This window comes from Pirellulales bacterium (assembly GCA_035533075.1).
Classification (GTDB): Bacteria; Planctomycetota; Planctomycetia; order Pirellulales; family JAICIG01; genus DASSFG01.
In genome coordinates, this window is the sequence record DATLUO010000270.1 from 1 (window position 1) to 25,413 (window position 25,413).

At 64.7% G+C, this 25,413-nt stretch carries 11 protein-coding genes and 1 other RNA gene; 11 read left to right on the top strand and 1 reads right to left on the bottom strand.

Annotated elements, in window-relative coordinates; all coding sequences use genetic code 11:
- Positions 1 to 1,564: 1,564 nt before the first annotated feature.
- From VNH11_33650 to VNH11_33695, 10 genes are all read left to right on the top strand, one after another.
- Entirely contained in the window at positions 1,565 to 1,759 is a 195-nt protein-coding gene (locus VNH11_33650) for a hypothetical protein (protein HVA51336.1), read from the top strand.
- Between the two features lie 13 nt (positions 1,760 to 1,772).
- Complete coding sequence (locus tag VNH11_33655; GenBank protein HVA51337.1) at positions 1,773 to 2,162, top strand: hypothetical protein; 390 nt, start codon at positions 1,773 to 1,775, stop codon at positions 2,160 to 2,162.
- Positions 2,162 to 2,623: a hypothetical protein gene (locus VNH11_33660; GenBank protein HVA51338.1), complete on the top strand. Its 462-nt coding sequence runs from the start codon at positions 2,162 to 2,164 to the stop codon at positions 2,621 to 2,623. Before VNH11_33655 ends, VNH11_33660 begins: the two co-directional genes overlap by 1 nt.
- A gap of 192 nt (positions 2,624 to 2,815) precedes the next feature.
- An RNA gene (ffs, locus tag VNH11_33665) (signal recognition particle sRNA small type) lies at positions 2,816 to 2,914 on the top strand.
- Positions 2,915 to 2,972: 58 nt separating this feature from the next.
- On the top strand, positions 2,973 to 4,706 hold the full coding sequence (gene dnaX, locus VNH11_33670; GenBank protein HVA51339.1) for a DNA polymerase III subunit gamma/tau: 1,734 nt from the start codon (positions 2,973 to 2,975) through the stop codon (positions 4,704 to 4,706).
- 14 nt (positions 4,707 to 4,720) lie between these two features.
- Positions 4,721 to 5,086, top strand: coding sequence for a YbaB/EbfC family nucleoid-associated protein (locus tag VNH11_33675; protein HVA51340.1), 366 nt, complete (start codon positions 4,721 to 4,723; stop codon positions 5,084 to 5,086).
- Positions 5,083 to 5,682, top strand: coding sequence for a recombination mediator RecR (gene recR, locus VNH11_33680; protein ID HVA51341.1), 600 nt, complete (start codon positions 5,083 to 5,085; stop codon positions 5,680 to 5,682). The genes VNH11_33675 and recR overlap by 4 nt, the downstream gene beginning before the upstream one ends.
- Positions 5,683 to 5,769: 87 nt before the next feature.
- Positions 5,770 to 7,428 carry an RNA polymerase factor sigma-54 gene (gene rpoN / locus VNH11_33685; protein HVA51342.1) on the top strand — a complete coding sequence of 553 codons (1,659 nt, stop codon included), beginning with the start codon at positions 5,770 to 5,772 and terminating at the stop codon, positions 7,426 to 7,428.
- A gap of 104 nt (positions 7,429 to 7,532) precedes the next feature.
- Positions 7,533 to 9,425, top strand: a complete 1,893-nt coding sequence (locus tag VNH11_33690; GenBank protein ID HVA51343.1) for an ATP-binding protein — start codon at positions 7,533 to 7,535, stop codon at positions 9,423 to 9,425.
- Positions 9,426 to 9,701: 276 nt separating this feature from the next.
- A complete protein-coding gene (locus VNH11_33695; protein HVA51344.1) occupies positions 9,702 to 11,447 on the top strand; it encodes an ATP-binding protein in 1,746 nt (581 codons plus the stop codon).
- 750 nt (positions 11,448 to 12,197) lie between these two features.
- On the opposite strand, the gene VNH11_33700 is transcribed toward VNH11_33695, so the two are convergent.
- Positions 12,198 to 12,356 carry a hypothetical protein gene (locus tag VNH11_33700; protein HVA51345.1) on the bottom strand — a complete coding sequence of 53 codons (159 nt, stop codon included), beginning with the start codon at positions 12,354 to 12,356 and terminating at the stop codon, positions 12,198 to 12,200.
- Positions 12,357 to 12,750: 394 nt separating this feature from the next.
- Here VNH11_33700 and VNH11_33705 point away from each other — a divergent pair, with 394 nt between their 5' ends.
- Positions 12,751 to 25,356, top strand: a complete 12,606-nt coding sequence (locus VNH11_33705) for a DUF1583 domain-containing protein (protein ID HVA51346.1) — start codon at positions 12,751 to 12,753, stop codon at positions 25,354 to 25,356.
- The last annotated feature ends 57 nt before the right edge of the window (positions 25,357 to 25,413 follow it).

Here is a 25,413-nt window from a genome sequence, read left to right on the forward strand (position 1 = left end):
GCCCCTATGACCATTTCCATCGACCGATGGACCTGCCCATGCCTGGCCGCTTCATTCTTCTTGGGAAAGCCGGATGCGGGAAATCCGCCCGTCCGGTTTGACGAGGGGCGGGGAGGCCAACCTCCCCGCCTACTCTACTCATCCGTCCTTTAAGCGCGGTTCATTCCTGGTGGCTCATCACTCATCTTGCACGGCCATTGGCTTGCATGGCTCTCGCGATGCGCTCGACCACCGCTTCGCTGATTCCGGTGCCTCGTCTCTCATCCCTCATCGCTCATCTTTATCCACGGAGTGCCTAATATATATGCACCAAAGTAGCCCCATGCGTACAGATTAGGCAGTCCGCGCGGATTACCCCTCCAATTAGGTACGAGATGATAAAAACGCCGTATTTGACCGGCTATTGCAAATTTGCAAAAGCCGTGCGCCGAGGTGCCGCGTTGGACCCCGCGCGGCCCTGCTGCTCAATTATTAGGCACGCCAGCATGGCCGCAACAGAGGGGAAACCACGGATGAAACGGATGGGCACGGATCGGCCGGCATCCTGCCTCGCCGCTGGCTTGGCTTGTTCCAGTCGCGCCGCCCCACCAATCCAAAATCGAAAATCCAAAATCCCAGGACCGCCGCCTTGTTTTTTCTCCGCCCCGCGTGCCTTATACTCTCGGCGTCGGCCTCTCCCTCGCCCGAACCCTGAACCCCGAACCCTCTCGTGCCCCTGTTGCGTGGCCGGCCTCTGGCGTTCAATCATCGCTCGACCGAGGCGAGCTCGGGTCGTGGCGGGGCAGACGCGGCGGGCGCGGCGCGCCCGTTTCGCGCTCGTCGGCGTGGCGACGCCGCCGAACCGCCCCGCGCGGAGGCGAATTCTCGCACGGCCAAACGCGGCTGCTTCGCCCCGCCACCATCGGGCCTCGTGCCGGTGGAGCGCCGCAGGCCGCCCGCGCGAACGCTCCTCTTCCCCTGTGCCGCCGGATAGCGCCAACGCGGCGGGCGACGGGATAAAAGGGACTGCCGCGTAGTGGCGAAAGAGTTTAGCCGTGGGTGCGAACCCACGGAACATGAAGGACATGCCAGCGAAGCCGCGACCGGATCGTTGACCGCCGCGTGACGGCGGGAGGTGAGGGGAATAGGTAAAGGCTACAGGGGAGGTATTGGTTGCGAGCGGGTGAAAGCCCCCCGCGGCACCTCGTCGCTCCGGCCGTAAGTCGACCTGCCGCTTGTACGCCATCGAGGCGATGTCGAGGCCGAGCTTCATGTCGACGCCCTTCTGACGGCACTCATAGGTCACGTCTGCCAGCGGTGCTTCCCGCCGCCGCAACGCGGCGGCGGGACGCACGGGCGGGAGGGAGAAGGTCTTTTAGGCGGCGGGCTTCTGGCGTTCAATCATCGGTCGACCGAGGCAAGCTCGGGTGGTGGCGGGGAAGACGCGGCGGGCGCGGCGCGCCCGTTTGGCGCTCGTCGTCGTGGCGACGCCGCGGAACCGCGCCGCGTCATGGCGAATCCGCGAACGGCCAAACGGGGCTGCTTCGCCGCGCCACCATCCGGCCTTGCCCCGGTGGAGCGGTGATTGGACGCCAGAGACGAAGGGCCCCGCGCCGCCCTGTTCGCCTCCCTCGGTTGCCGCGTCGTGCGTGCCGCCGCCGCAACGCCGCGACGCCGCGACGCCGCGACGCGGCCAGACCGGATGCACGTGCTCGGCGTGCTCGGCAACTCGATTTGTTGGCTTTGGCAGGGGATGGTAGAATGGATCGCCCCTTGCTGAAGGAGATTCCCGAATGTCTACCGTGCCGCGCAACTCGAGCGACGCCGCCCACGCGGAAGCCCAAGCCACCGTGCTGCCGGTGGCGCGGCCCGATGTCGACGAGGTTGCGCTCCAGTTCGACGCCGCCGCCGAAAGCGTCGGCATCGAGCGGCCTGCGCCTGTAGAGTTGAGGCAGCTTTGCCGCCAGGTGGCCGCGTTTACGCGGGAACTATTTCCCGGAGAGATGGCCATCGAAATACGCGTCGATCCTGAGATTCGCGACGATCTTTATTTGGTGTTTGAGGTTGCCGCCGCCGGTGGCGTGGACGACATCGTGGCCCGCGACGAGAAGTGGCACCGTCGCTTGCGTTCCGTCGCGCGCCAGTGGCCCGGGCTTTTTAGATTATCCATTGACGCGCGCTAATGGATCCCGCCGACTTCATCAGCCTCGCCCTCATGCTTTCCAACAGCCACCAGGAGTCGGAGCTCCGTACGGCTGTCGGCCGCGCCTATTACGGTGCCTTCCATTGCGCCCGCGAGTTGCTTGGGGAGTGCGGCATTCGCTTTCCGCGAAGCGAACTTCTCGGCGCAGACATTCATAGGAAGGTGCGCTTCTGCCTCTCGCAGGCCGACAACGAAGACGCAGGCTTGGTGGTTAACAGGCTTAGCTCGCTACGCGAACAACGCAACGATGCTGATTATGATTTGAAGACGAGACGATTCACCGTCCAAAATGCGGCCAACGTGAAGGCAACCGTTCGCATTGCGCTGGAGATCGTCGATGCTCTCCAGCGATGTCGCGCCGAAACCGCGTTATCAGCACTTCGCGATCAGGTGCGGGCCCACGCGCATGACGTGCTTCGGCTTCCGCAGGAAGGCGAGTAACGCCATCGCCCCGCCACCATTCCGGCCTTGTGCCGCCGGAGCGCTGATTGAAGGCCGGAGACGAACGGCCCCGCGTCGAACACAGCGTCGACAAGGCGAGCAAAAAGCTTCAGGCCGCAAGCCGTTTGACCTTTGTGCCGTCACCGCATAAAACGTACCCAGTGGTCGATGCTCCCAAAAAGGTCGGCGACCGATGAGGGGCCCCCGCAATGGGGACCTGCAAACCTGGTCAGGGGAGAAATCCAGCAGCCATAAGCAGTCAGCCCTTTGTGCGGAGGGCCTCTCATCCGTCGCCGATCAACTCCGATTCTTGTTCTTGCCTGTGATTTGAACCCCGAACCCTTCGCCTATGCCTGACACGATCAGCCTTCCCCAGGACCAAACCGGCGAATACGTCGTCGTCGCCCGGCGCTATCGCCCGCAGACCTTCGCCGAGCTGGTCGGCCAACAGCACGTCGCTCAGGCCCTGGCCGGGGCGATCGCTTCGAATCGTGTCGGACATGCCTACCTCTTCACCGGCGCCCGCGGCGTCGGCAAGACCTCGTCGGCCCGCATTCTGGCCAAGGCCCTCAACTGCGTTCATGGGCCGACCGCCACGCCCTGCAACCAGTGCGATATTTGCCACGCCATCAGCAGCGGCGACGACGTCGATGTGCTCGAAATCGACGGCGCCAGCAATCGCGGCATCGACGAAATGCGGCAGCTTCGCCAGAACGTCAACGTGCGCCCCAGCCGCGCCCGGTTCAAAATCTACATCATCGACGAAGTCCACATGCTCACCAAGGAGGCCTTCAACGCGCTGCTGAAGACGCTGGAAGAGCCGCCCGAACACGTCAAGTTCATCTTCTGCACCACCGAGCCGGAAAAAATCCCGATCACGATTCTGTCGCGCTGCCAGCGGTTCGATTTTGCGGGCATCCAGACCAAGTCGATCGCCGACCGGCTTCGTCAGATCGTGGAAACGGAAGGCGTCGAAGCCGAGCCGGCCGCACTGGAGGCGATCGCCCGTCGCGCCGCCGGCTCGATGCGCGACAGCCAATCGTTGCTCGAACAGTTGCTGGCCTTCGGCGGAGCGAACCTCACGCTGGACGACGTGTACCGCATGCTGGGCACGACCGGCGACCGGCGATTGGTCGAGTTGGTCGGCCACTTGGTGGCCCGCGACGCCGCGGCCGCGCTGGGCGATCTCGACCGCAGTTTGGCCGAGGGAAGCGACGTGGGGCCGCTCATCGACCAGCTTTTGGGATATTTCCGCGACGTGATGGTCACGGTGGCCGGGGCGCCGGCCGATTTGCTGCTCTACAGTTCGACGACGGACCGCGACGCGGTGGAGACCGCCGGCAGGCAGCTTGGACTGGCAACCGTCGTGGCCGTGATGCAGATTCTCGATCAAACGCTGGCCCGGCTGCGGTACAGCACGCACGGGCGAATTCTGGCGGAGTTGGCTCTGGTGCGGATTTGCCAGCTCGAAGATTTGGAGTCGCTGTCGAGCCTGATCGGCCAGTTGCGCGAGGGTGGCGCCGCGGGGCCGGCATCGGTGCCCGTCCGTAGCAAGCCCCTGTCGGCGGGACCGCCTGCCGCACCCGCGTCGACCGAGGCAAAAAAAAAACCGCCTACCGCGGAACTAAGTGACCCGCCGCCGGTCCACGCCGCCGAACCGGTTGCCTCGGCGGCTGCCGCGCCGCTCGACGCGAACGAGATTTGGGGGCAAATCGGTTCCCAGCTTGGAGATATGTTGGCCGAGATGGCCCGGAGGGTGGCTCATGTAGCAATTTCTGCGCCTAACCGGCTGGTCGCGGCTTTCCCGGAGAAGTATACTTCTTGTAAGACGTACTGCGAGCGGCCGGAGAACATGGCCAAGTTCGAGCAGGCGGTGGCCCGCACGACCGGCCAGCGGTTCCGGATCGAGTTCGTGGTGGCTCCCGACGGGCCGGACGTGGGCGAACCGACGCCAGTCAAGCGAATCATCAGCCCCCAGCAGCGATTGCTGGAAAAGGCGGAACACCCGTTGGTGCGGCGTGCGGGCGAATTGTTCGGGGCCTTTCCCGTCAAGGTCGAGGAGCCGGAGGCGGCGCGACCGTAACGAAGGATAAAGCGATGTTGGGAGCGTTTGGAAACCTTACTTCCTTGATCAAACAGGCCAAGCAGCTCGAAGGCCGGCTGGCCGGCGTGGGCGAAGAGCTGCGCACCAAGCGGGCCATCGGCGTGGCGGGCGGTGGGCTGGTCGAACTGGAGGTCAACGGCCTGGAAGAAGTCCTGCGATGCAAGATCGATCCCAGCCTGCTTTCGGGCGGAGACACCGAACTGCTGGAAGACCTGGTCTGCGCCGCCGCCAACCAGGCGATCGTCAAGGCCAAGCAGTTGCACTCCGACGCCATGCGCAATCTGGCCGGGGGCTTCGGGCTGCCGGCTCTCGACGACGCCTTGGCCAAGGCCGGAAGGACGAAGGACGAGCCATCGTGACCTTGCTGACGGAATCCGTCACGAAGTTGGTTGACGAGTTTGCCAAGCTGCCGGGCATCGGAAAGAAATCGGCCGAGCGGCTGGCGTACCACGTGTTGCGGGTACACAAGAATGAAGCTTTGGCGTTGGCGGATGCGATCCGCAATGTGAAAGAAAACGTGCGATATTGCCGCACGTGCTACAACCTGGCGGAAGGCGAAGAGTGCGCCGTCTGTCGCGATCCACGGCGCGATCGAACGCTGCTCTGCGTGGTGGAGCAACCCCGCGATTTGATGGCGCTGGAGCAGGCGGCCAGTTTCCGCGGGTTGTATCACGTTTTGTTGGGCCGCATCGCGCCGCTGGAAGGCATCGGGCCGGACCAATTGACCATCGCCGCGTTGGTCGAGCGGGTCCGCTCCGGATCGTTTCGAGAGATCATTATGGGCACGAATCCGACGTTGGAAGGCGACGGCACGGCCCTTTATATAGCGAATCAACTCGAGGGCGTACCGGTGGAGATCACCCGCCTGGCTCGCGGAATCACGACCGGCAGCGTGCTAGAGTTTGCAAACAAGGAGATTCTGGCCGACGCGTTGGCCGGAAGACAAAAGTTTTAGTCCGTGGTCCGTTGTCCGTGGTCCGTTGAGGCCGACGGACAACGAATGGCCACGGACAGCGGACCACTGACAACGGACGAACTGTATATGCGATTATCCTTCGGCCAAGAAATGAGGATGGTCCAGCAGCAGAAGCTGGCCCCGCGGATGATCCAATCGATGGAGATTCTTCAACTGCCGATCATGGCGTTGGAAGAGCGCATCGAGCAGGAGATCGCCGAGAACCCCTGCCTGGAACGGGCCGACTCGGATCCTGATTTGCCCGACGAGCAGATGGAGACGGAGAACCCCGACGCCCCCACCGCCGACGAAAAAGAGATGGTCGTCGACGAGACCAAGAACAACGAAGACGACTTCGAGCGGCTGTTGAACATGGGCGAGGACTGGCCCGACAGCTTCGAAGAGCGGCCCCGGATGAGCAGCACGCGGATGGCCGAGGAAGGCGATCGGAAGCACGACGCGATGGCCAACATGGTGGCCCGGCCGCAATCGCTGCACGATTATCTGCGCGACCAGTTGGGCTGGTTCGATCTCGACGAGCGGACCCGCGCCATGTGCGAGCGTATCATCTACAGCCTCGATTCGAACGGCTACTTGCCCGTGCGTCTCGAAGAGCTGGTCGATGCGACGGCGGGCCCCGACGAACTGGACGTGGCCAAGCGGGCCTTGGCGGTGATTCACAAGCTCGATCCGCCGGGCGTCGGTTCCCGCGATCTGCGCGAGTGCCTGCTGTTGCAGCTCATGCCGGGGATGCACTGTTACGAGCAATTGCGGACGCTGATCTCCAGCCACCTGGAAGACCTGGAGCACAACCGCCTGCCCGTGATCGAACGCCGCACCGGCTACTCGATGGACCTGATCCACGAGACGCTGAGCGAGCTGCGAAAGCTCAATCCCAAGCCGGGCGCGATCTTCGGCGACGTTCATGCGCCCACGGTCACGCCCGACATCTTTCTGGAGGTGGGCGACGACGGCAAATACAAGATCGTGCTGGAAGACGGTCGGACCCCGACGCTGTTCATCAGCCCCTATTACCGCAAGCTGCTGCAACAGGGCAACGCCACCGAGGCGGAGCGCGAATGGATCAAGCGCAAGGTGAACTCGGCGCAATGGCTGATCGACTCGATCGAGCAGCGCCGCAACACGCTCACGCGGGTGGCCCAGGCGATCGTCGATTATCAGACCGAGTTCCTCAACAAGGGTCCGGAGTTCATCGAGCCCTTGAAGATGCAGCAGATCGCCGACAAGGTGGGCGTGCATGTCACGACGGTCAGCCGGGCAGTCGACGACAAATGGATTCAGACGCCGCGCGGCATCTTTCCGCTCAAGCGGTTCTTCGGAGGCGGCACGGTCAGCGCCTCGGGCGAAGAAGTCGCTTGGGACACCGTGCGTCTGAAGCTGCAAGAGATCGTCGACCATGAAGACAAGCAGAACCCCTTGAGCGACGACGAGTTGGTCAAGGTGCTGGCCAAGCACGGGTTGACGGTGGCGCGGCGGACCGTGACCAAGTACCGCAAGGCGATGAACATTCCCAGTTCTCGCCAGCGGCGTGACTGGACGATCGGCCAAGGCGACAACGGCCGGCACCCCAGCGAGGCCCCGGTCGATGAGGAACGCGAATCGCCGTCTTCTGTGGCGCAGCCCGCGACGGAGGTTCGTAGCGATTATGCCGGGCCGGTTTCGTCCATCGTGCCGCCGGGAGCGATGCCGCCGCCTGGCCGGCTGGAAACACACGATTCTCTTTGAAGGTGCGGGCACCAGCGAAAAGCTAGGCTTTCCCGACAGGGCCGTTCCGGCCCACATTCATCCATGGGGTCGGTTATGGCTTCTTGTCACGACAGGCAAGGTTGATGTTCTCTTTTTCCGCCGCACTGACGCACAGCCGCCGGCCGTTTGACGCGCTGTGGGCCGCGGTGTTGTGGACTTGGCGCTGGTTCCTGCCAAAAGACCCTTCGCCGGACCAAAGCGATATGGCGCAGCGGGTGCTCGCCTTTTGCCTGGGGATGAACGTTTGGGTGCCGATCACCGGCGTCGCCTATCAGATCCTGGGCGTATCGCCTGCCGTCGATATTCTCCTCGTCGCGGCGCTGCTGCTGGTGGCCATCCCGTTCTTGCTCCGGTATGGCCAATGTCCCATGCTGTGCGGCAACCTGCTGGTGGGCTGGGCCCTGGGCACCTTCACGGCGTTGGCGCTGGTGACGGGCGGCCCCGCGGCGCCCGTGGCGCCATGGTTTGTGTCGTTGCCGATTATCGCCGTTTTCGTCACCGGCGCGCGGTGGGGCACGTTTTGGACCTCGATTGCTTTGCTGACGGCCTCCGGGCTATTCGCGGCCAGGGAGATGGGCGCCAGTTTTCCCTCGCCGTTCACGGCCTCCAGTTTGCACGTGTTGCAATGGGCTGCGTTGATGCGTCTCGTTCTGTTCATCGCCGTACTGACGCTCGTCTTTAAGGCCATCGAACTCAGGCAGCGAGCGGCGCTGAAAGCCGCCATGCTGGCGGCGCAGGCGGCAGACCGCGCCAAGAGCGAGTTCCTGGCCAACATGAGCCACGAAATTCGCACCCCGCTTGCCGCGATTCTCGGCTACACCGAGCTGTTGCGAGACGGCGGTCGGAATCCAGTCGAGATGGAGCGGATCAGTCACAGCGACGCCTTGGAAACGATTCATCGCAATGGCGAACACCTGCTGCAGGTGATTAACGACATTCTTGATCTCTCCAAAATCGAAGCGGGACGATTGGATTTGGAACGGAACTTGATCTCGCCCCGGCAAATCGTAACCGACGCGATGGAATTGTTTGAGGCACGGGCCACGTCCAAGAATCTACAATTGGAGTCGTGCTTCGACGCCGAGTTGCCCGACGCCATCGAGGCCGACCCCACGCGGTTGAGACAGGTGCTGGTGAATATCGTCGGCAATGCCGTCAAGTTCACGCAGAAGGGGGCGGTGTGCGTGGACACGAAGTGGAAGGGACCGCGAACGGGTCCCGGTCGCATCGAGTTCGCGGTCCGTGATTCGGGCATCGGGATGACGCAGCAGGAATTGAGCCGGTTGTTCGAGCCGTTCACCCAGGCCGACGGATCGACCTCGCGGCGCTATGGCGGCACGGGCCTGGGACTGGCGATCTGTCGCCGCCTGGTGCAAATGATGGGCGGAACGATCGAGGTGACCAGCGAACCCGAAAAGGGAAGCTGTTTCACGGTCAGCCTGCCGGTTGCCCGAACGCGGTTGCGCAACACCGACGGCGCCAGGACGGCAAGCGACGACGACCCTGCGCCGCGCGGCACAACGGTTTCCCGCGGCGCCGAAGACTCTTGGCTGGCCGGCTGCCGCATTCTGCTGGCGGAAGACAGCGCGGACAACCAGCGGCTGATTCGCCATTTGTTGCAAAGCGCCGGGGCGGAGGTCGCCCTGGCCGACAACGGCCAGTCGGCCTTCGAATTGGCGATGGACGAACTCCGGCAAGGCTCCGCCTTTGACCTGATTCTGATGGACATGCAGATGCCGATTCTGGACGGTTATGAAGCCACGGGCCGCCTGCGTGCGGCCGGCTATCGCAGCCCGATCGTCGCCCTGACGGCACACGCGCTCAGCACCGAGCACGACAAGTGCCGCAGAGCCGGCTGCGACCAGGTGTGTACCAAGCCGATCGAGCGGGCCACGTTTTTTGCCGCCATCCGCCGGCGAGTGGGGCGGCGCGAGGCCGAGGAGTTCGTCGCCGGTTCCCATTCAACGATGCTGTGACGGAAAACAGGGTGCCAGGTTCTGCCCCAGCCACCAACACAAGCTATGCTTGCTGGAACGGGCCGTTCCGGCCCACGAACACCATACGGGCTGGCTATGGCTGCTTGTCACGCTGGGCAAGGTCGACGCTCTTCCTCCGCTGCGCCGGCGCGCACGCGTTGGGCGTTCGACGGTCTGCGCCACGCCGTGCTGACTCTCTGGTGTTGGTTCCTTCCTTTACAAAGTTCTCCGCAACAGATCGAGCGGGCGCGGCGCGTGCTGGCCTTTTGTTTGGCCATGAGCGTCTGGATCCCGATTTTTGTCGCTGTTTATCAATTCCTCGGCATACCGGCCGGGGCCGACATCCTTCTGATCGCGGCGTTACTGCTGGTGGCCATTCCGTTCGTCCTTCGCGCCACGCGGCGTGCCAGACTATGCGGCAATTTACTGGTGGCCTTGGCCTTTGGCACGTACACGGCCTTGGCCTTGGTCACGGGCGGCCCCGCGGCGGCGGTGACGCCTTGGTATGTGTCGTTGCCGATCATCGCCGCCTTTGTGGCCGGCATGCGATGGGCGACCGTTTGGACGCTGCTCGGCGTGCTGACCCTGTGCGGACTGTTTGCGGCCCGGGAAGGAGGCGTCGACTTTCCATCGCCCTGCACGGCCGCCGGCTTGCGCTTCTTGCAGTTGGCGGGCCTGTTGGGAATCGTCCTGTGTACCGCGGGCCTGACGTTCGTCTTCAAGGCGCTCGAACGCCGGCAACGCGCGGCGCTGGAGCGGGCACTTTTCGCCGCGCAGGCCGCGGACCGCGCGAAAAGTGAGTTCCTGGCCAACATGAGCCACGAAATCCGCACCCCCCTCACCGCCATCCTCGGCTACACCGAGCTGCTGCGGGAGGCCGCTCGAAACCCGGCCGAAGTCGAGCGGATCAGCCACGGCGAGGCCTTGGCCACCATTTATCGCAATGGCGAGCACCTGCTGCAGGTGATCAACGACATTCTCGATCTCTCCAAGATCGAAGCCGGACAATTGGAAGTGGAGTTGGGCTTTTTCTCCCCCCGGCAACTCGTCGACGACGTGCTGGCGCTGTTCGAGGCGGCGGCGTCGGCCAAGAGTCTGCGGCTGGAAGCGTGCTTCGACGCGGAATTGCCCGACGCCGTTGAAACCGATCCGACGCGGTTGAGGCAGGTGCTGGTGAATATCGTGGGCAACGCCGTCAAGTTTACGGAGCGCGGCGCGGTGCATGTGGCGATACGCTGGCGCGGACCGCGGACCGAACCGGGCAGCCTCGAAGTCGCCATCCGCGATTCCGGCATCGGCATGAGCGGGAAGGAGTTGAGCCGATTGTTTCGCCCGTTCAGCCAGGCCGACGGGTCGACTTCGCGGCGCTATGGCGGCACGGGCCTGGGACTGGCGATCTGTCGCCGCCTGGTGCAGATGATGGGCGGGTCGATCGAGGTGACCAGCGAACCGGAGCAGGGAAGCTGTTTCACGGTCAGCCTGCCGGTCGCCCGAACGCGGTGGCACAACGCCGACGATGCCACGGCGCGGCGTGACGATGCCGCACCACACGATGCCGCGATTTCTCGCGGTGCGGACCATGCTTGGCTGGCCGGCTGCCGCATTTTGCTGGCGGAAGACAGCGCCGACAACCAGCGGCTGATTCGCTATGTGTTGCAAAGCGCCGGGGCGGAGGTCGCCCTGGCCGACAACGGCCAGTCGGCCCTCGAATTGGCGATGGACGAACTCCGTCAAGGCTCCGCCTTCGACCTGATTCTGATGGACATGCAGATGCCGGTTCTGGACGGTTATGAAGCCACGGGCCGCCTGCGTGCGGCCGGCTATCGCAGCCCGATCATCGCCCTGACGGCACACGCGCTCAGCACCGAGCACGACAAGTGCCGGGCGGCCGGCTGCGACGACGTGTGTACCAAGCCGATCGACCGCGCCGCGTTTTTCGCCGCCCTCCGCCGAGCACGCACGCCTGCGACCTCGGCACGCGGATGTACGATCTTCCAAGTCCATGGTACACGGAACCTGTAGCTCCGACACTCCGGCGGAGGCAGCGGTCGCCGCGGACCTTGAAGATTTCCGGGTAGTCCTACACGATCACCGGGGGTCCGAACAGGTTCCGACGGAGCGTCCGCAGGGCCTCGGCCGACGCGGCAGGCGACACGTTTGTCGCGTCCAACGTTCCGGAACCGGTGCGACTTCGGTTGCACGTCCCTCAGCGGCACGTTGAGGTCCTGGAGCACCTCGAGCGCGTGCCGCACGCCCCCCGGTGGCGCGCTGCTAAACAAAAGCGCCGCGCGCGGCGCTTTTGTTTAGGCTCGTGCGGAACCTGCGTTGTAAGTTCATGGAAGGCCAGCGCTGAGATTAAGCAGACAACGCCTTGTGGCACACGCTTAGCGACTTTGGCCAGATCAGGATTACTGAGCGGCGGTAGGCTGGCGAGCCGAAAAACGCCGCGCGCCAGTTGCTCCAGCTCGCCGGTGCTCCAGCTCGCCGGTGCTCCAGCTCGCCGGCGTCTCTCATGGCATAGAGTGTGCGCGGATGGATGCCCACCGCGAGCGCTTCGCTCGTTGGGAAGATATCCCCAAGTCTGCCGAAGTCCTTCTGGGCGTGTTCGTTCGCAGTAGCCATTTGCGGTGCTTGCGGGTGCTGGATAGAAATGCTATCACATTCTACGGAGTATGCGCGTTTTTATCCAGGTCGGTCCTCAATGGTAGGCCCTTTCGCCGAGCTTGCGCGGCGTGGGCCGGCGAGTCGGGGCGTGCGGCATTGCCGAAAAGGTTACTCTTCACGGCGGGGGAAGCTGCATCTTGGGGGGTCGGGGCGAACGGGCGGCGTGGTGAAGTCGAGGCCAAGTTTCGCGTCTTCGGCGAAGCGCACGAAGGCCCAGACGGTATTGAAGCGGCGGCCGTAGCGCCGCTCCAGGTGATCGATAATCACGCGCCGCGCCGCGGTCGTCCGTAGCCCGGTACGGGCGTCATTCGATAGCCCAGGGTGGAGCGCAGCGCAACCCTGGGTTGTCGAACAGCAAGATGCGTCGTGGCCCTTGTATGACGCGATTTGCTTGTTCGTAGACCACGACCTTCGGTCATGGCAGACCGGAGGTTACGGGAGCCGCGAGGAGATCTTTTTAGCCCCTGAGGCATTGACCTCTTCTTTCAGATTGATCCCTCCGGCCTTTGAGTGAGGCTTTGTTGCATCATGCGGCTCGACCGCTCATCACAAGGATCGCCGACCTCATTGGGACTGCGGAGGAGGCTCACGACCCCGGCTTGTTCCATTCAACCCCTTTGCGAGAATCACGATGTCCCATCGTCCCCCTAACTCCGCTGTCGTGTCCATCGGCGTTGGCATCGATACCGCACGCTACGGCCATCACGTTACCTTCCTGGATGCCGAGCCGCAGCAAGCCGCGCCTTCGGGGTCGGCACTCGCGTGGCTGCTGGTGTTGTTCATTTCCGCCGGCGGCATTGCACTTGGACAAACCTCGCCCAAGAAGCCGGCCGCCAAACCGCCGGCCCGAACCAGTGAAAAGAAACCCGCGGCCCCGGCGGCCCGTTCCACAAAGCCCGCCGCGAAACCCGCCAAACCGACGGCGGAAGCGGCGCCTGCGACGGCCGACGCTGACGCCGAGGACGATCGCCAGCGGCAAATCGTCGAGCGGTTCCTGACGGTGCTCGAAAAGAACCCGCGACGCGGCACGGCGCTCGATCGCATTTATGGCCATCACGTCGAACGCGGCACGCTCGATCAGCTTGTCGAAAAGTATCGCGCGCGGACCGCCGAAGACGGCGGCGACGCCGCGGCCTGGATGATCGTGGGCCTGCTCGAATCGCAACGCGGACACGACGCGGCCGCCGTGGCCGCTTTCCAACAGGCCGAAAAGGCGGAGGCCAAAAACTACCTCGCGCCCTATTACCTGGGCCAGTCGCTGGTGCTGGTCGGCCAGCCCGAAGCCGCCGCCGCGGCCTTCGAGCGGGCCATCGAGCGCAAGCCGCCGCCCGCCGAACTGCTCGACGTGTTCCAGGCCCTGGGACGCGTTTATCAACGCGCCCAACGCAACCAGCAGGCGCTGGCCGTCTGGACGCGGCTGGAAAAACTGTTTCCCAACGATGCCCGCGTCGAGGAGCAGATTGCCTCGACGCTGGCCGAAGAGGGCGAGCACGCCGAGGCCCTGACCCGCTACAAAAAACTGGCGCAGGCTACGAAGGACCGCTATCGGCAATCGCTGTTTCGCATGGAGGCCGGCGAGCTGGAGCTGAAGCTCGGCCAGACCACGCAGGCTCTGGGCGATTTCGAGAACATGCTGGCGGACCTGAACCCCGATAGCTGGCTCTATCGCGAAGTTCGCCGCCGCATCGAGGAAGCGTTTTTGCGCAACGACGACCAGGCCGGCCTGGCCAAGTATTACACCGCCTGGCTGGAGAAGCACGGCGACGACGTCGACGGCATGGCCCGTCTGGCCCACACGCTGGCCACGCAGGGCCGCGTGCCCGAAGCCCAGACCTGGCTGGAAAAGGCGATCAAGCTCGCCCCTTCGCGCAAGGAGCTTCGGCGGACGTTCATCGGGCAATTGGTTTACGACCAGCGTTGGCCCGAAGCGATCGCGCAGTACGAGGCGCTCGACAAGGCCGACCCCAACAATCCCGACTATCTGCGCGAGTGGGGGCAAATCATCCTGCGCGACAAGTCGCGCGACGAAACCGAACGCAAAAAGGCGGCGGCCGACGTCTGGCGGCGGTTGACTGCCGCGCGGCCGAAAGATCCGCTGGCCGCCACGCAAGTGGCCGACCTGTTCCGCCACGCCGAGATGCCCGACGAGGCGCTGGAATACTATCGCCGGGCGGTCGAGCTCGATCCCGAATCGCCGCAATATCGCGAGTATCTCGGCGAGTACTATCACACGCTCAAGCGGTCCGACGAAGCGCTGGCCACCTGGCGGGCCATCGCCGCGGCGCCGAACCGCAACGCCAAAAACCTGGCGCGGCTGGCCGAGGTGTTGTCGGGCTTCGGCTATCTGAAGGAAGCCGTGAAAACGATGGGCGAGGCCTGCGAGTTGGAAAACGACGATTTCGCCCGGCAGCTCAAGTACGCCGACCTGCTTGGCCAGGACCGGCAATTCGACGCGGCACTCGCGCAGCTTGACCAGGCCGACAAGCTGGCCGAGAACGACGAAGAACGCGAGGAAGTGCTGAAGGGACAAATCAAGGTCTTCGAGGGGGCCGAGCGGCTGACGGCCGTAATCGACGCCTTGGCCAAACAGCTTGAGGCGGGCGACGCCGCCGCGGCCGGCTGGTATCGGCTGGCCCGCTTGCGCGAGGCTGCCCGGCAGTTTCCCGAAGCCACCGCGGCCATCAACAAGTCGCTGGAGCGGGACGGCAAATCGGTGGTCGCGTTGACGGCGGCCGCGCGGATCGAAGAAGCGTCGGGCAACCTGCTCGATGCGGCCCAGACGTATCGCAAGCTGGCGGCCATCGACCGCCGCTCGCGGACGCTCTACTTGACCGAGGTGGCCAAGCTCGAAGCCCGCCTCGGCCGCCGCGACGACGCCTTGGCCGCCGGCCGCGATCTGCTGGCCGCCGCGCCGGGCAACCCGGAGCATTACGAATTCTTCGCCGAGCTTTGTTTCCAGCTCGGCCAGAACGACGAAGGGTTGGAGACGCTGCGACGCTCGTTGCGGGCCAACCCCAGCGAGCCGAAAGTGCTGCTCACCTTGGCCAAGGCGCTGGCCGACCGGTTTCGCACCGACGAGGCGATCGAGCTGTATTGGCGGGCCTTCGAGAAGGCCGGCGAGCTGGAGCCCAAGCTCGACGTGGTGTCGCGGCTGGCCGACCTCTATCTGCAAACCAACCAGTTCGACCGCTTGCTGGAGCGGCTGGAACGTTTGCGGCGCGAAGCCAAGGAGTCGCGCGAGCTGAGCATCTGCGTGGCGCAGGCCTATCACTCCGCCGGCGACTATGGCACGGCCGGGCAGGAACTGGTGCGGCTGTTGTCGCAGAACCCCAGCGACACGCAGCTTTTGCAGCAGCTTTCGACCTTGCTCGAAGCCGAAGGCGACGTGGCCGAGGCCGCCAAGTATCAGCAGCAGTTGGTGCATCTGGCGCCCAGCAAAGAAACCGAGACGCGGCTGGCCATGTTGCTGGCCCGCGCCGGAGCGACCGAAGAGGCCGGCACCATCTGGCAGCATCTGACCGAAAAGGAAGAGGAACCCGAAAAAATCTTCAAAGCGATCGACAGCCTGATCGGTTCGGGCAAGCGCGACACCGCGCTGGCCGTGACCGAGCGGATTCTGCGCGAGCAGCCGAACAATTGGGAAGCGCTTTACCGCGAAGTGGCCGTGCTGGCCGACGACAAGCCCCAGGAGGCCGCGGCCCGCTGCCGGGCCATTCTGGCGCTGCGGCTGAACGACGACGAGCCGAACGCCGCAACGAAGGCCTTCAAGGGCCGCGAGGCCCGCAAACCGGCGGGCGTCTCGGCGCGTCAACTGTCGCCTTTCGCCCAATCGTTGCCGGTGCAAAACCGTGCGCAGATGAGCTACCAGATTCGCAATGCCACCGGCCTGCAGGTGCAGCAGTATTACGGAAACCAGCCCCAGCTTTGGACGCCCGGCGATTTCGGCCAGGCGCGGATGGCGGCCTTGGGTTGGCTGTTGGCCTTTGCCGAGAAGGAAAAGAAACAGGACGCGTTCCTGGCGGAACAACGTGCGGCGCGCGACGAGGCCGAAAAATCGAAGAATCTCGACCGCATGGCGCGTACACGCTGGGACTGGTATTATTTGCAGTCCGTGCGGCAAGACTACCCGGAAACGTTCGCCGCCGCCAAGGCGCTGGCGGAAGGCGACGATCCGACGGGGCAGTTCGTTTACTTGGCCTCGCTGGGCAACCGTACCGTCCAGCAAAACGTGCGCGTGGTCCGCAACAACGACGACACCGACAACGTCGAGCCGCTGGCGGCCGACGAATTGGAGCGGATGTTGGCCGCCTACCGCAACATCCAGCAGAAGCGGCCGGAGCTGTTCGAACAAGCCGGCTACTACGGGCAAATGATCGTCAACAACGTGACCACGGAACTGCGGCGTGCCAAGCGCACGGACGAAGAGCAGCAGATCTATCGCCAGGCGCTGGCCAAGGCAGATCAAGGGATATCGATCGCCACCATGTTGACGCTGTCCGGCCAGCGCGGCGACATGGAAGGCACGCTCGAATTGCTCGATCGGTTGGCGAAGCAACCGGCCAGCCGCGGCGGCGGAAGCATGGTTCAAAACTATGGCTACAACATCGCCAGCCCGCTAAATCGGCTGATGGGGGAGCTGGCCGATGCGAAGCGCTATGGCGACATCTTGCGGCTCTACGATCGCTATTGGGCATACGTCCTGCAACAAAAGCGGACCGCCGCTCGCCCGACGGCCGCGCGCCGTTCCACCTCGGTCGCATCCCTGCCTTACTTCACCATTTATGTCGGCAAGACCCCCAAGAACATCCGCGTGGCCTTTCCGTTGCCGAACAACTACTTTGATTTCAACGCCATCCAGTTGCTGCGGAACGCCTACGAACTTTATAAGCGCGACGACCTGCTGAGCGACCTGGTGGCCCACCTGCGTGCCGCCGCGACGGGCGACGCGCCGGCCGCCGAACGCATCTATCCGCAGTTGGCGCTGGCTTACGTACAGTCGTGGGAAGAATCGCCGCGCGAGGCGGTCGACGACTTTGCCCGTGCCTGCGAACTGGCCCCCGACGACCTGAACCTGAAGCTCGACCTGGCCGAGCTGCGCGAGACCAATGGCGACCTGGACGAGGCCCTGGCCCTCGCCGACGCGGTGACGCCGCTCGACCAATCGACGATGCAGCGCCGCGAGTTGCTGGCCTTGCGCGTGGCGGTGCGATCGGGCGACCTGGAGCGGGCGCGGCAGGCCGCCGAACGGCTGTTCGGGCTGCGGCTCGACGCCGAGATGCAGGTGGAGCTGGCCGCGCAGATGCGGCAGTTGGGCATGCACGATCTGGCCGAAGCCGTCATGGCCCGTGCCCAGCGTCAGGCCGGCAACCGCAGCGGCGCGCTGATGGCCTTGATGCTGCAATATCAGGGGCAGAACAAGCCCGACGTGGCCGCCCAGGTGGCGCATCAAATCCTGCGTCGCGTGCCCGGCCGACAGCGCGATCCGAATATGGGGCAGACGCCCGACGACGCGGCCCGCGGGCAGGCCATCACGGTGCTGGCCCGCACCGGCAAGCTGAAAGACATGATCGCGCGGGCCGAGGCCCAGCTCAAGAACTCGCCGCACTCGGTGCAGATCTATCAGACGCTGGCCGAATACTATCAGGCGGCCGGCGATCGCAAAAAGAGCGCCGAGTTGTATCAGCAGATGGCCGCCGCCCGGCCCGACGACGCGCGGCTGCAATATCAGGTGGCGCAGCAACTCTCGCAGTCGGGCGATCCCGCTGCGGCCGTCGAGCATTACCGGGCCGCCATCAAGAAAGAGCCGCGTTTGTTCGGCAACAACTATTGGCAAGTGGAGCAGACCTTCCGCCAGGCCAAGAAGGAAGAAGAGCTGGTCAAGCTGCTGGAAGAGATCGACCTGAAGGCGATCGGCCAGTATTACATGATCACGAACCTCATCCAAAACATGGGGCGCAATGACAACCAGCGGCCGCTGGCGATGAAACTTTTCAAGCGGGCCTGGGAGGCGTTTCCGGCGCAGCGGGCGCAAATCATCTCTCAAATGTATGACAACACCTTCTGGGAGACGCAGGAGGCCTACGACTATGCTCGCGACGCCCTCATCCCGCGTGGAGACGCCGCGGTGCCCGACGCCTGGGCCGGCGTGAGCAGCGTGATGTCGTTCAGCGGCGACGGCCGCGTGAACAGCCTCGTGACGCGCTTTCTGGACGGCGCCGCCAAGCGCAACGAGCTGGAGCCGCTCAGCGCGGAGCTGGCAACGGCCGTCAAAAAATTCCCGCAGTGGACGAGCGGCAAGTTGCTGTTGGGTCTGGTCGAGGCCCGCCGCGGTCAGGTGGCCCAAAGCCGCGCCGCGATCGAGGAGTTGCTGGCCGACCGGCGATCGCCGATGCCGTCCTATGCCTGCTGGGTCGCCGGCCAGGAGCTGGAAAACCGCGGCGAACTGAACGACCTGGCGATGAAGCTCTACGAGAGCACCGTCGACAGCTCCGACGTGCGGACGAACTTCAGCTACAGTCCGCTCAAACGCCTGGTGGGAATCTATCACAAGGCGGGCCGCGACGAGGATGGCCGCGCCCTGGTGCTGAAGCTTGCCAAAGAAAAAGACTATGCGAACTACGATCCCAATTATGCGGCTTATCAGCAGGTGCAAAACCGGAACTCGGTCGGCCAGCAACTGCTCGAACTGGGCTATGCCGCTGACGCGGCGAAAATCTACAACGAGCTGCTGGCCGACAGCGAATCGTTCGAGCTGGCGCAACAATTCGGCGGCAGCTACCTCAAGCAGCAGGTCGAACAGGGGATGGCCAAGGCGATGCAGGGCCTCAAGCCCGACGGCCTGCGACGCGCGGTCGACGCGCTGCTGAAGCCGGCCGGCAAGGAGGCGGGCGACGGCGCGGCGATCGACCTGATGTTGATGGTTCAGCCCCGCGACCTGGCGCGGGCTGAGTTGACGAGCATGCTGGCCGGCGTGCTCAAATCGGCCGGTTCCGTGCCGGACGCGCAAGAGTTGGCCAATTCTCGCGTGAAGCAACTCGTGAGCGATCACCCGCGCGATTTTTCCGTCCAGATTGCCGCCGTGCTGGAGGCGCTGGCAGGCGGAAAAGCGGACCCGATTTCAGCGGCGGTCGAGCGTTTGCAAAAGTTGGTGGCCGAGACGCCGCTGGAAGAATTGCCCGACGGCGCTCGCCCCAACGCGCGTCAACGGGCCGAGGCCGCGCGGCAAATCGGTCTGTGGTTGGTTGCCCGCGAGTGTGTCAAGCAGGAGCCGCTGCGCGATGCGGGCGACAAGTTCGCCGAGCGCGCCTTGCAGGCCGCGCGGCGGCAGCTCGATGCGATTTATGCCCTGGCCATGTTGCGCGAGCGGGGCCAGGCCGAGCTCGACCGCGGCGATCATGCGGCGGCCGAACGGTCGTGGGGCGAGATGTTGCAATTGGTGCTGCCACCACCCGCGGAAAAGAAGCGCGGGAGCGAGGGAGCAAGCCGTAGGGTGGAAAAAGCGAGCTTGCGAGCGCCGGCCCACCATCAGGGACAAGGCAGAAGGATGAAGGCAGAAGGCAGAAACCCATTTTCTACCTTCGTCATTCTACCTTCAGCCTTTAGGTCGGCGGTGGCTGGGGCAGAGCCTGGCCGCGAAAAACCCCGTACGTTCGCTCACGGTAGTGCGGCCAGGCGATGCCCCGGCGCCGACCAACCGGGGCATCGCCTGGCCACCTCGCTTGCTCTGTTGTCCAACGTCGATCCGGCCAGGCTCTGCCCCAGCCATCGGCTGAAACTGGCGGCAAACATCGCGGCCGCTACCCTCGTCACATACCAGTATATCGATCAGGCGCAGCGCCCCGCGGCGCCGACCGCTCGACCGGCAAACCCGGCAACAAAACCTGTCGGCTTGCCCGTCGCCACGCTGCAACAGTTCGACCAGGCGATGGACATCGCCGCGCTGGCGGCCGAGCACAAGCTGCACGAATTGAGCCTGCGCGCGGTGCGCGAGGTGCTGCGGGCCGGCCCGCCGGCCGTGCCCATGAAGGCCATGCAGCGCGGCGGTCCCGGAATGGTTGTTCGCTCGCGGTCGAACCAGCCCGACAACGACCAGTCGCAAATTGCTCAACGCGTCGAGCAGCGGCTCAGCCGGCTCGACGCGCTTTGGAAACGGCGCGCGGCCCCGCCCGAGGCGGTCTATCAAACCTTGGTCGAGGCCGTCATGCCGGCGGGCAGACCTGGAGAAATCCTGCTTTACGCTCCACCCTTGACCGTCGGCTCGCTGCGCAACCCGACAAGCGCCGGCAAACTGCTCGTCGACTGGGCGACGCGCGCCGGCTGCGCCGACCGCTTGCGCCAGCGAGTCAACGGGCGTTTGGAACAGCCGTTGGCCCAGTTGCCCGGCTACGTGCTCTTGGCGCAATTGGCCCTGGCCACGGGCGATCGCCAGGCCGCGACGGCGAGCTTCGATTGGCTGCGGCAGCGCATCGCCGGTGAAACGCTGCAAAGCTCGGCGGAGATGGCCTGCCACGCCGCCCTGCCCGCGCTGGACGACGGCGAGCTGGCGCCGAAGGCCGTCGGCATCGTCGAAACGGCGGCCAAGAACTTGTCCGCCCAGCCGAACCAACAGTCGAACGACGAGCCGGCGGCCAGCCTGCTGCTGCTGTTGGCCCGGCACCAATTGCGGCACGGCGCCGTCGAGGCCGGCCGCAAAAGCCTGCTCGACTACCTGGCCGTCTGCCAGCAAATGAACGTCCGGTATACCGGCGACTACGGCATCTACCGCCGCAAGCAGCAGCTTGCCAAGGTGGCGACCGAGCTGGCCACGGCCGGCCAGTTCGACGAGGCGCTCGACATGCTGGGGCAATATGCCGACACCGAGATCGGGTCCAACTATGGCCAGATCGACGTCGGCCCGGCCGTGGTCGCGTTGGTCCGGCAGCTTGCCTCGGCGCCGGCCGCCGAACGCTACGAAAAACTCAAGCAGTGGTCGCTGCCGGCCAAAGACCGCAAATCGGTGCGCCTGCTGGCGGCATTCGTGCCGCAAGAGGAATTGCCCGAAGCCTTTCATGACGTCGCCAGTGCTTCAGCCGCAGCGGAGAATCGTTCATCCGGCGGCCTGACGAAGTTCAGTAACGCTTCCGGCGACCTGATGAGCACACTCACGATGCTCGTCGAAGCGGCACAGGCCGGCGGCCAGCTCGATGAGCTGGCCAAGCTCGCACATGAGGCCGCTCACGATCCGGACCAGAAAATCGAGAACGCCGCCGCGCTGGAAATCGTCGTCCAACTTGCACGGCGCAGGCCCGAAAACGTGCGTGAGGCGGCCACGGCGCTGGCGGCCGAGCTGGCGAGCACGCCGCCCGCCCAGGCCTGGAGGGCGAGCGGTCTTCCTGGGGCCGAGTACCTCGCGGCGAACGCCTGCGCGTCCAACGCGGCTTTAGGCGATGTGGGAATGGGGATGCTGGCAACGCTGCTCACGCATGCCCAGCAAAGTCAAAATCATCCGCTGCTGTCACACCTGCGGATCGACGTGGCCGATCAAACGGCGAGGCGGCTGGGCCAGCAGCGGAAGGACCGGGTCGATGAATTAGTTCCCTGGCAGCCGGCGCTTTTCATCTCCGCGTCGATGCATCGTTCCGGCGCCGCTCGGCCCTGGTGGGCGGTCGACGGACGCCAGGCGGTGCATGTCGGCGGCGGAGAATCGGACCACTTCATTTTCGACTATCCGCTGACCGGTACCTTTGAGATTACCGCCGATCTGCTCGACGGCATGTGGGCCGAAGCCAATCTTGGCTACGGCGGCCTTTGCGTGGAAGCCTACACGACGGGTCATCTGGACGTTTGGCCGGTCGGGCATCACGAGCAGATCCGGCGCCCGACGGCCTCGCTGATGCGCCAGGGAAGCTACAATCACTACGCCATCCGCGTGTCGCCCGACGCGGTCCGCTTTTCGGTCAACGGCAAACCGGTCTATCGCGACGACGCGCCAAGTTCCTGCGCTCCCTGGCTCGACCTGTTCAGCAGCCGCGAGCGCCGCACCGCCTTCCGTAACGTGCGGATCACGGGCAAGCCGGTCGTTCCCCGGCGGGTCGAACTGGTCAAAGGCGACCGGCTGGACGGCTGGTTGGCCCAATTTTACAACGAGAGCCAACCTGCCCGGATCTACAAAGGTGAACCGAACGATCGTTCGGGCGGCTATTATCTCTTTCGCAATGTGGTTGGACCGGCCGATTACGACTGGCGGGCGGCGGAGGGCGTGATTCACGGCCGCCGCGCGCAGGGCCTCGCGCCAGGATCGTCGCAGAGCCGACTGCACTACATGCGCCCGCTGCGCGACGGCGAGACGTTGCGATACGAGTTTCTTTACGAACCCGACGCCACGCACGTCCATCCGGCGCTGGACCGCCTCGTTTTCCTGATCGAGCCGGAAGGCGTGGCCCCGCACTGGATGACCGACGGCGAAACGGACAGCACGGAATTGCCGGCCGACAATGTCGCCGCCGAGCCGGCCCATCGTCGCGGGCCGCGGCCGTTGCCGCTGAAGCCCGGTGAGTGGAACGCGATGGAGCTGCGGTTGGCTGCCGGCGAACTTTCGCTCGTCTTGAACGGCGGCGAGATTTACCGCCGGCCGATGGAAGCAAGCAACGACCGGCTGTTCAGCCTGTTTCACTATAAAGATCGCACGGCGGTGCAAGTGCGCAATGTCGTGCTGTCGGGCGACGATTGGCCGAGCGAGCTGAGCGAGGCCCGGCTGGCCAATCTGCTTCTGCCGATCGACGCCGAGCGAAACATCGACCCGGCGGGCCTGACCGACGCGCTGTTGGGCGAAGAGAACGTCTATCTCGGCACCTGGCAAGTGTGGCAGACGGCGCGGTCGCTGCCCGCAGCCGAGCGCTACTTGTTTTTACGCGATTGGGTGTTGCCCGATCCGGTCCGCGGTTCGGTGGTGCGGCTGTACGGGAACTTTACGCCGACCGATCCCGCGCCGCCGGTGGCGGAGTCGGTAGGCGTGACAGCGCCGCATGATCAACGTCTGCGCCGCGTGTCCAGCGGAGGCGAGCTGGTTGTTCCGGCGCTCGACCTGGTGGCGGTCGCCGCCGAGTTGGGCAAGCTCGACGAGCTGCGTTCGCTGGCCGAAGCGCGGGCGGCGGGCGACGAGTTTGCCGCCCGAGGCAAGGATGCACTGCTGGCCTTGATCGCCGTCGCCACGAACAATGACGATCGGGCCCAACAGGTACTCTCCGCGCTTTACCCGCATACGAAGAACAGCACGAAAGACGAAGCCGAATACCGTCGCTGGTCCGCGCTGGTGGCCGCTTGGGCGGCCTTCGAGCGTCCCGCGCTGCGGCCCATCGCCCTGGCCATGCTGAACCAGATCGCCGACGGCAGCCCGCAAACGGGCGTCCGCTGGGAACGCACCGCGCGTCATTTGCGCGCCCGCGCGTTGCTAGCTTCGATGCCCGACGGAAACGTGTCTTTCGGCAGCCCGCCGCCGCTTACGCAATGGCGGACAGCCACGCACGCGACCGCCGTCAGCCGCGGCAGCGGACAGCCGCCCATGCACTGGCAGCACCGGCCCGGCGGGCTGATGCACTACGCCGGACATGACTTCGATTACGTGTATTTCGGCGTGCCCTTGCGGGGAGATTTCGAGTTAGAGGCCGAGCTGAGCACCTTTGGCTGGCGAGAGATCACCAGCTCCTACGCCGCTTCCATTTTTGGCGTTGTCTACGACCGCAAGAGCTACACGCAGTCGACGTTCGAACGCGGCCGGCCCAACGGCGTCATCGATCCGCCGCTCGACGACCTCGGTCATTGGTATCGCTATCGTCTGTCGGTCAAGAACGGTCAGTCCACGGCGTTTGTCAACGGCCGGCAAATCGTCACCCAGCGTTTGCCCGACGAACCCGATCCCTGGTTGGTCTTTCGCTCGTGGGGACTGTTCAACGCCGAAGCACGGCAGGTCCGCATCACCGGCACGCCGCAGGTGCCTGCCGAGCTGCGCTTGTCGGCGGCGGCCAATCTCGACGCCTGGCTGGCGGAATACTACGGCGAGTCGGTGGCGGGCGACGGGCCGAATTGGGAGAAGCGCGGCGAAGAGATTTTTGGCCGCAAGCTGGCCCACACCGCCGGCACGCGCCAGAGTCTATTGCAGTATCATCGTCCGCTGTTCGAAGACGGCCAGATCGACTATGAATTCTATTATCAGGCCGGCGAAGCGGCGGTCGCGCCGGCCATCGACCGGCTGGCTTTGCTGCTCGAGCCGTCGGGCGTCGATATCCATTGGCTCTCGGACGCTCAGCACGATCGCTCCGGCTTGACGCCCGACAATCGCGCGACCGAGCCGCAGAACCGCCGCGGCCCGGCGATGTTGCCCCTCAACGATCGGGCCTGGAACCGCGTGCGGCTGACGCTTGTGGGCGATACGGTCACCTTGCAGCTTAACGGCGTTGAAGTGTACCAGCGCGACCTCGAGCCGACGAATCAGCGGGTGTTTGGGCTGTATCACGACGCCGCGCAAACCGAAGCCCGTGTGCGCAACGTGGTCTACCGAGGCGACTGGCCGAAGTCGCTGCCCCCGCTCGCCGAGCAGGAACTGGCCGTCTCCCCGGCCGTGCGCGCCGCGCTCGATCCGAAGAAGGTCGTCGCCGAATTCAAATACGATTTTCGCGGCGGCAAGCCGCTCGCCGCCCAGTTGTCGCCTGCTGGGCAAAATGCCGCGAAGTACATCACACGGCCGGCCAGCGGCGCCAGGATCGTGTTGCCGGCGAATCAAGAAAAGCCCAACGCCGTGGGTTATGAGACGAACTTCCGGCTCCGCGGCGACTTTGAAGTCGTGGCGGTTTATAGCGGGCTGAAAACGGTTTCAGGCCCCAAAGCCTGGGGTCCCGGCATCGATCTGCAACTGCGGCTGAACGGTTCCGACAACGCCGACCTGCTGTTCGAGCGGCGGCAGCGGGAGGACGGCCAGCACGTGCTGCAATCGATCTACGCCCGCGACTTGCCCGGCAAGCTCGACCGGCCGAGCATGCTCAAAGGCAACACGATCGCGGCGGCGTCCGGCAAGCTGAAGATCGTGCGCAGCGGACCGATGATCTACTTTCTGTTCGGCGAATACGGTTCTGACGACTACCGCTTGCTCTCGGAGGAACGGGCCGGCGACGCCGACGCGTTGCGCGTGAAGGTCTACGCTCGTGCATTCAGCAAACAGAGCGGCGTCGACGTTGTGCTGGAGGAGCTTTCGATTCGCGCCGAATCGTTCGTGGCTCCCGGCAAGGCGCCGTAAGTTTTCACAAAGTCGGGTGGTTGCTAAAAGCAGTGGGCCGGCAAAGCCTAAGCTCGC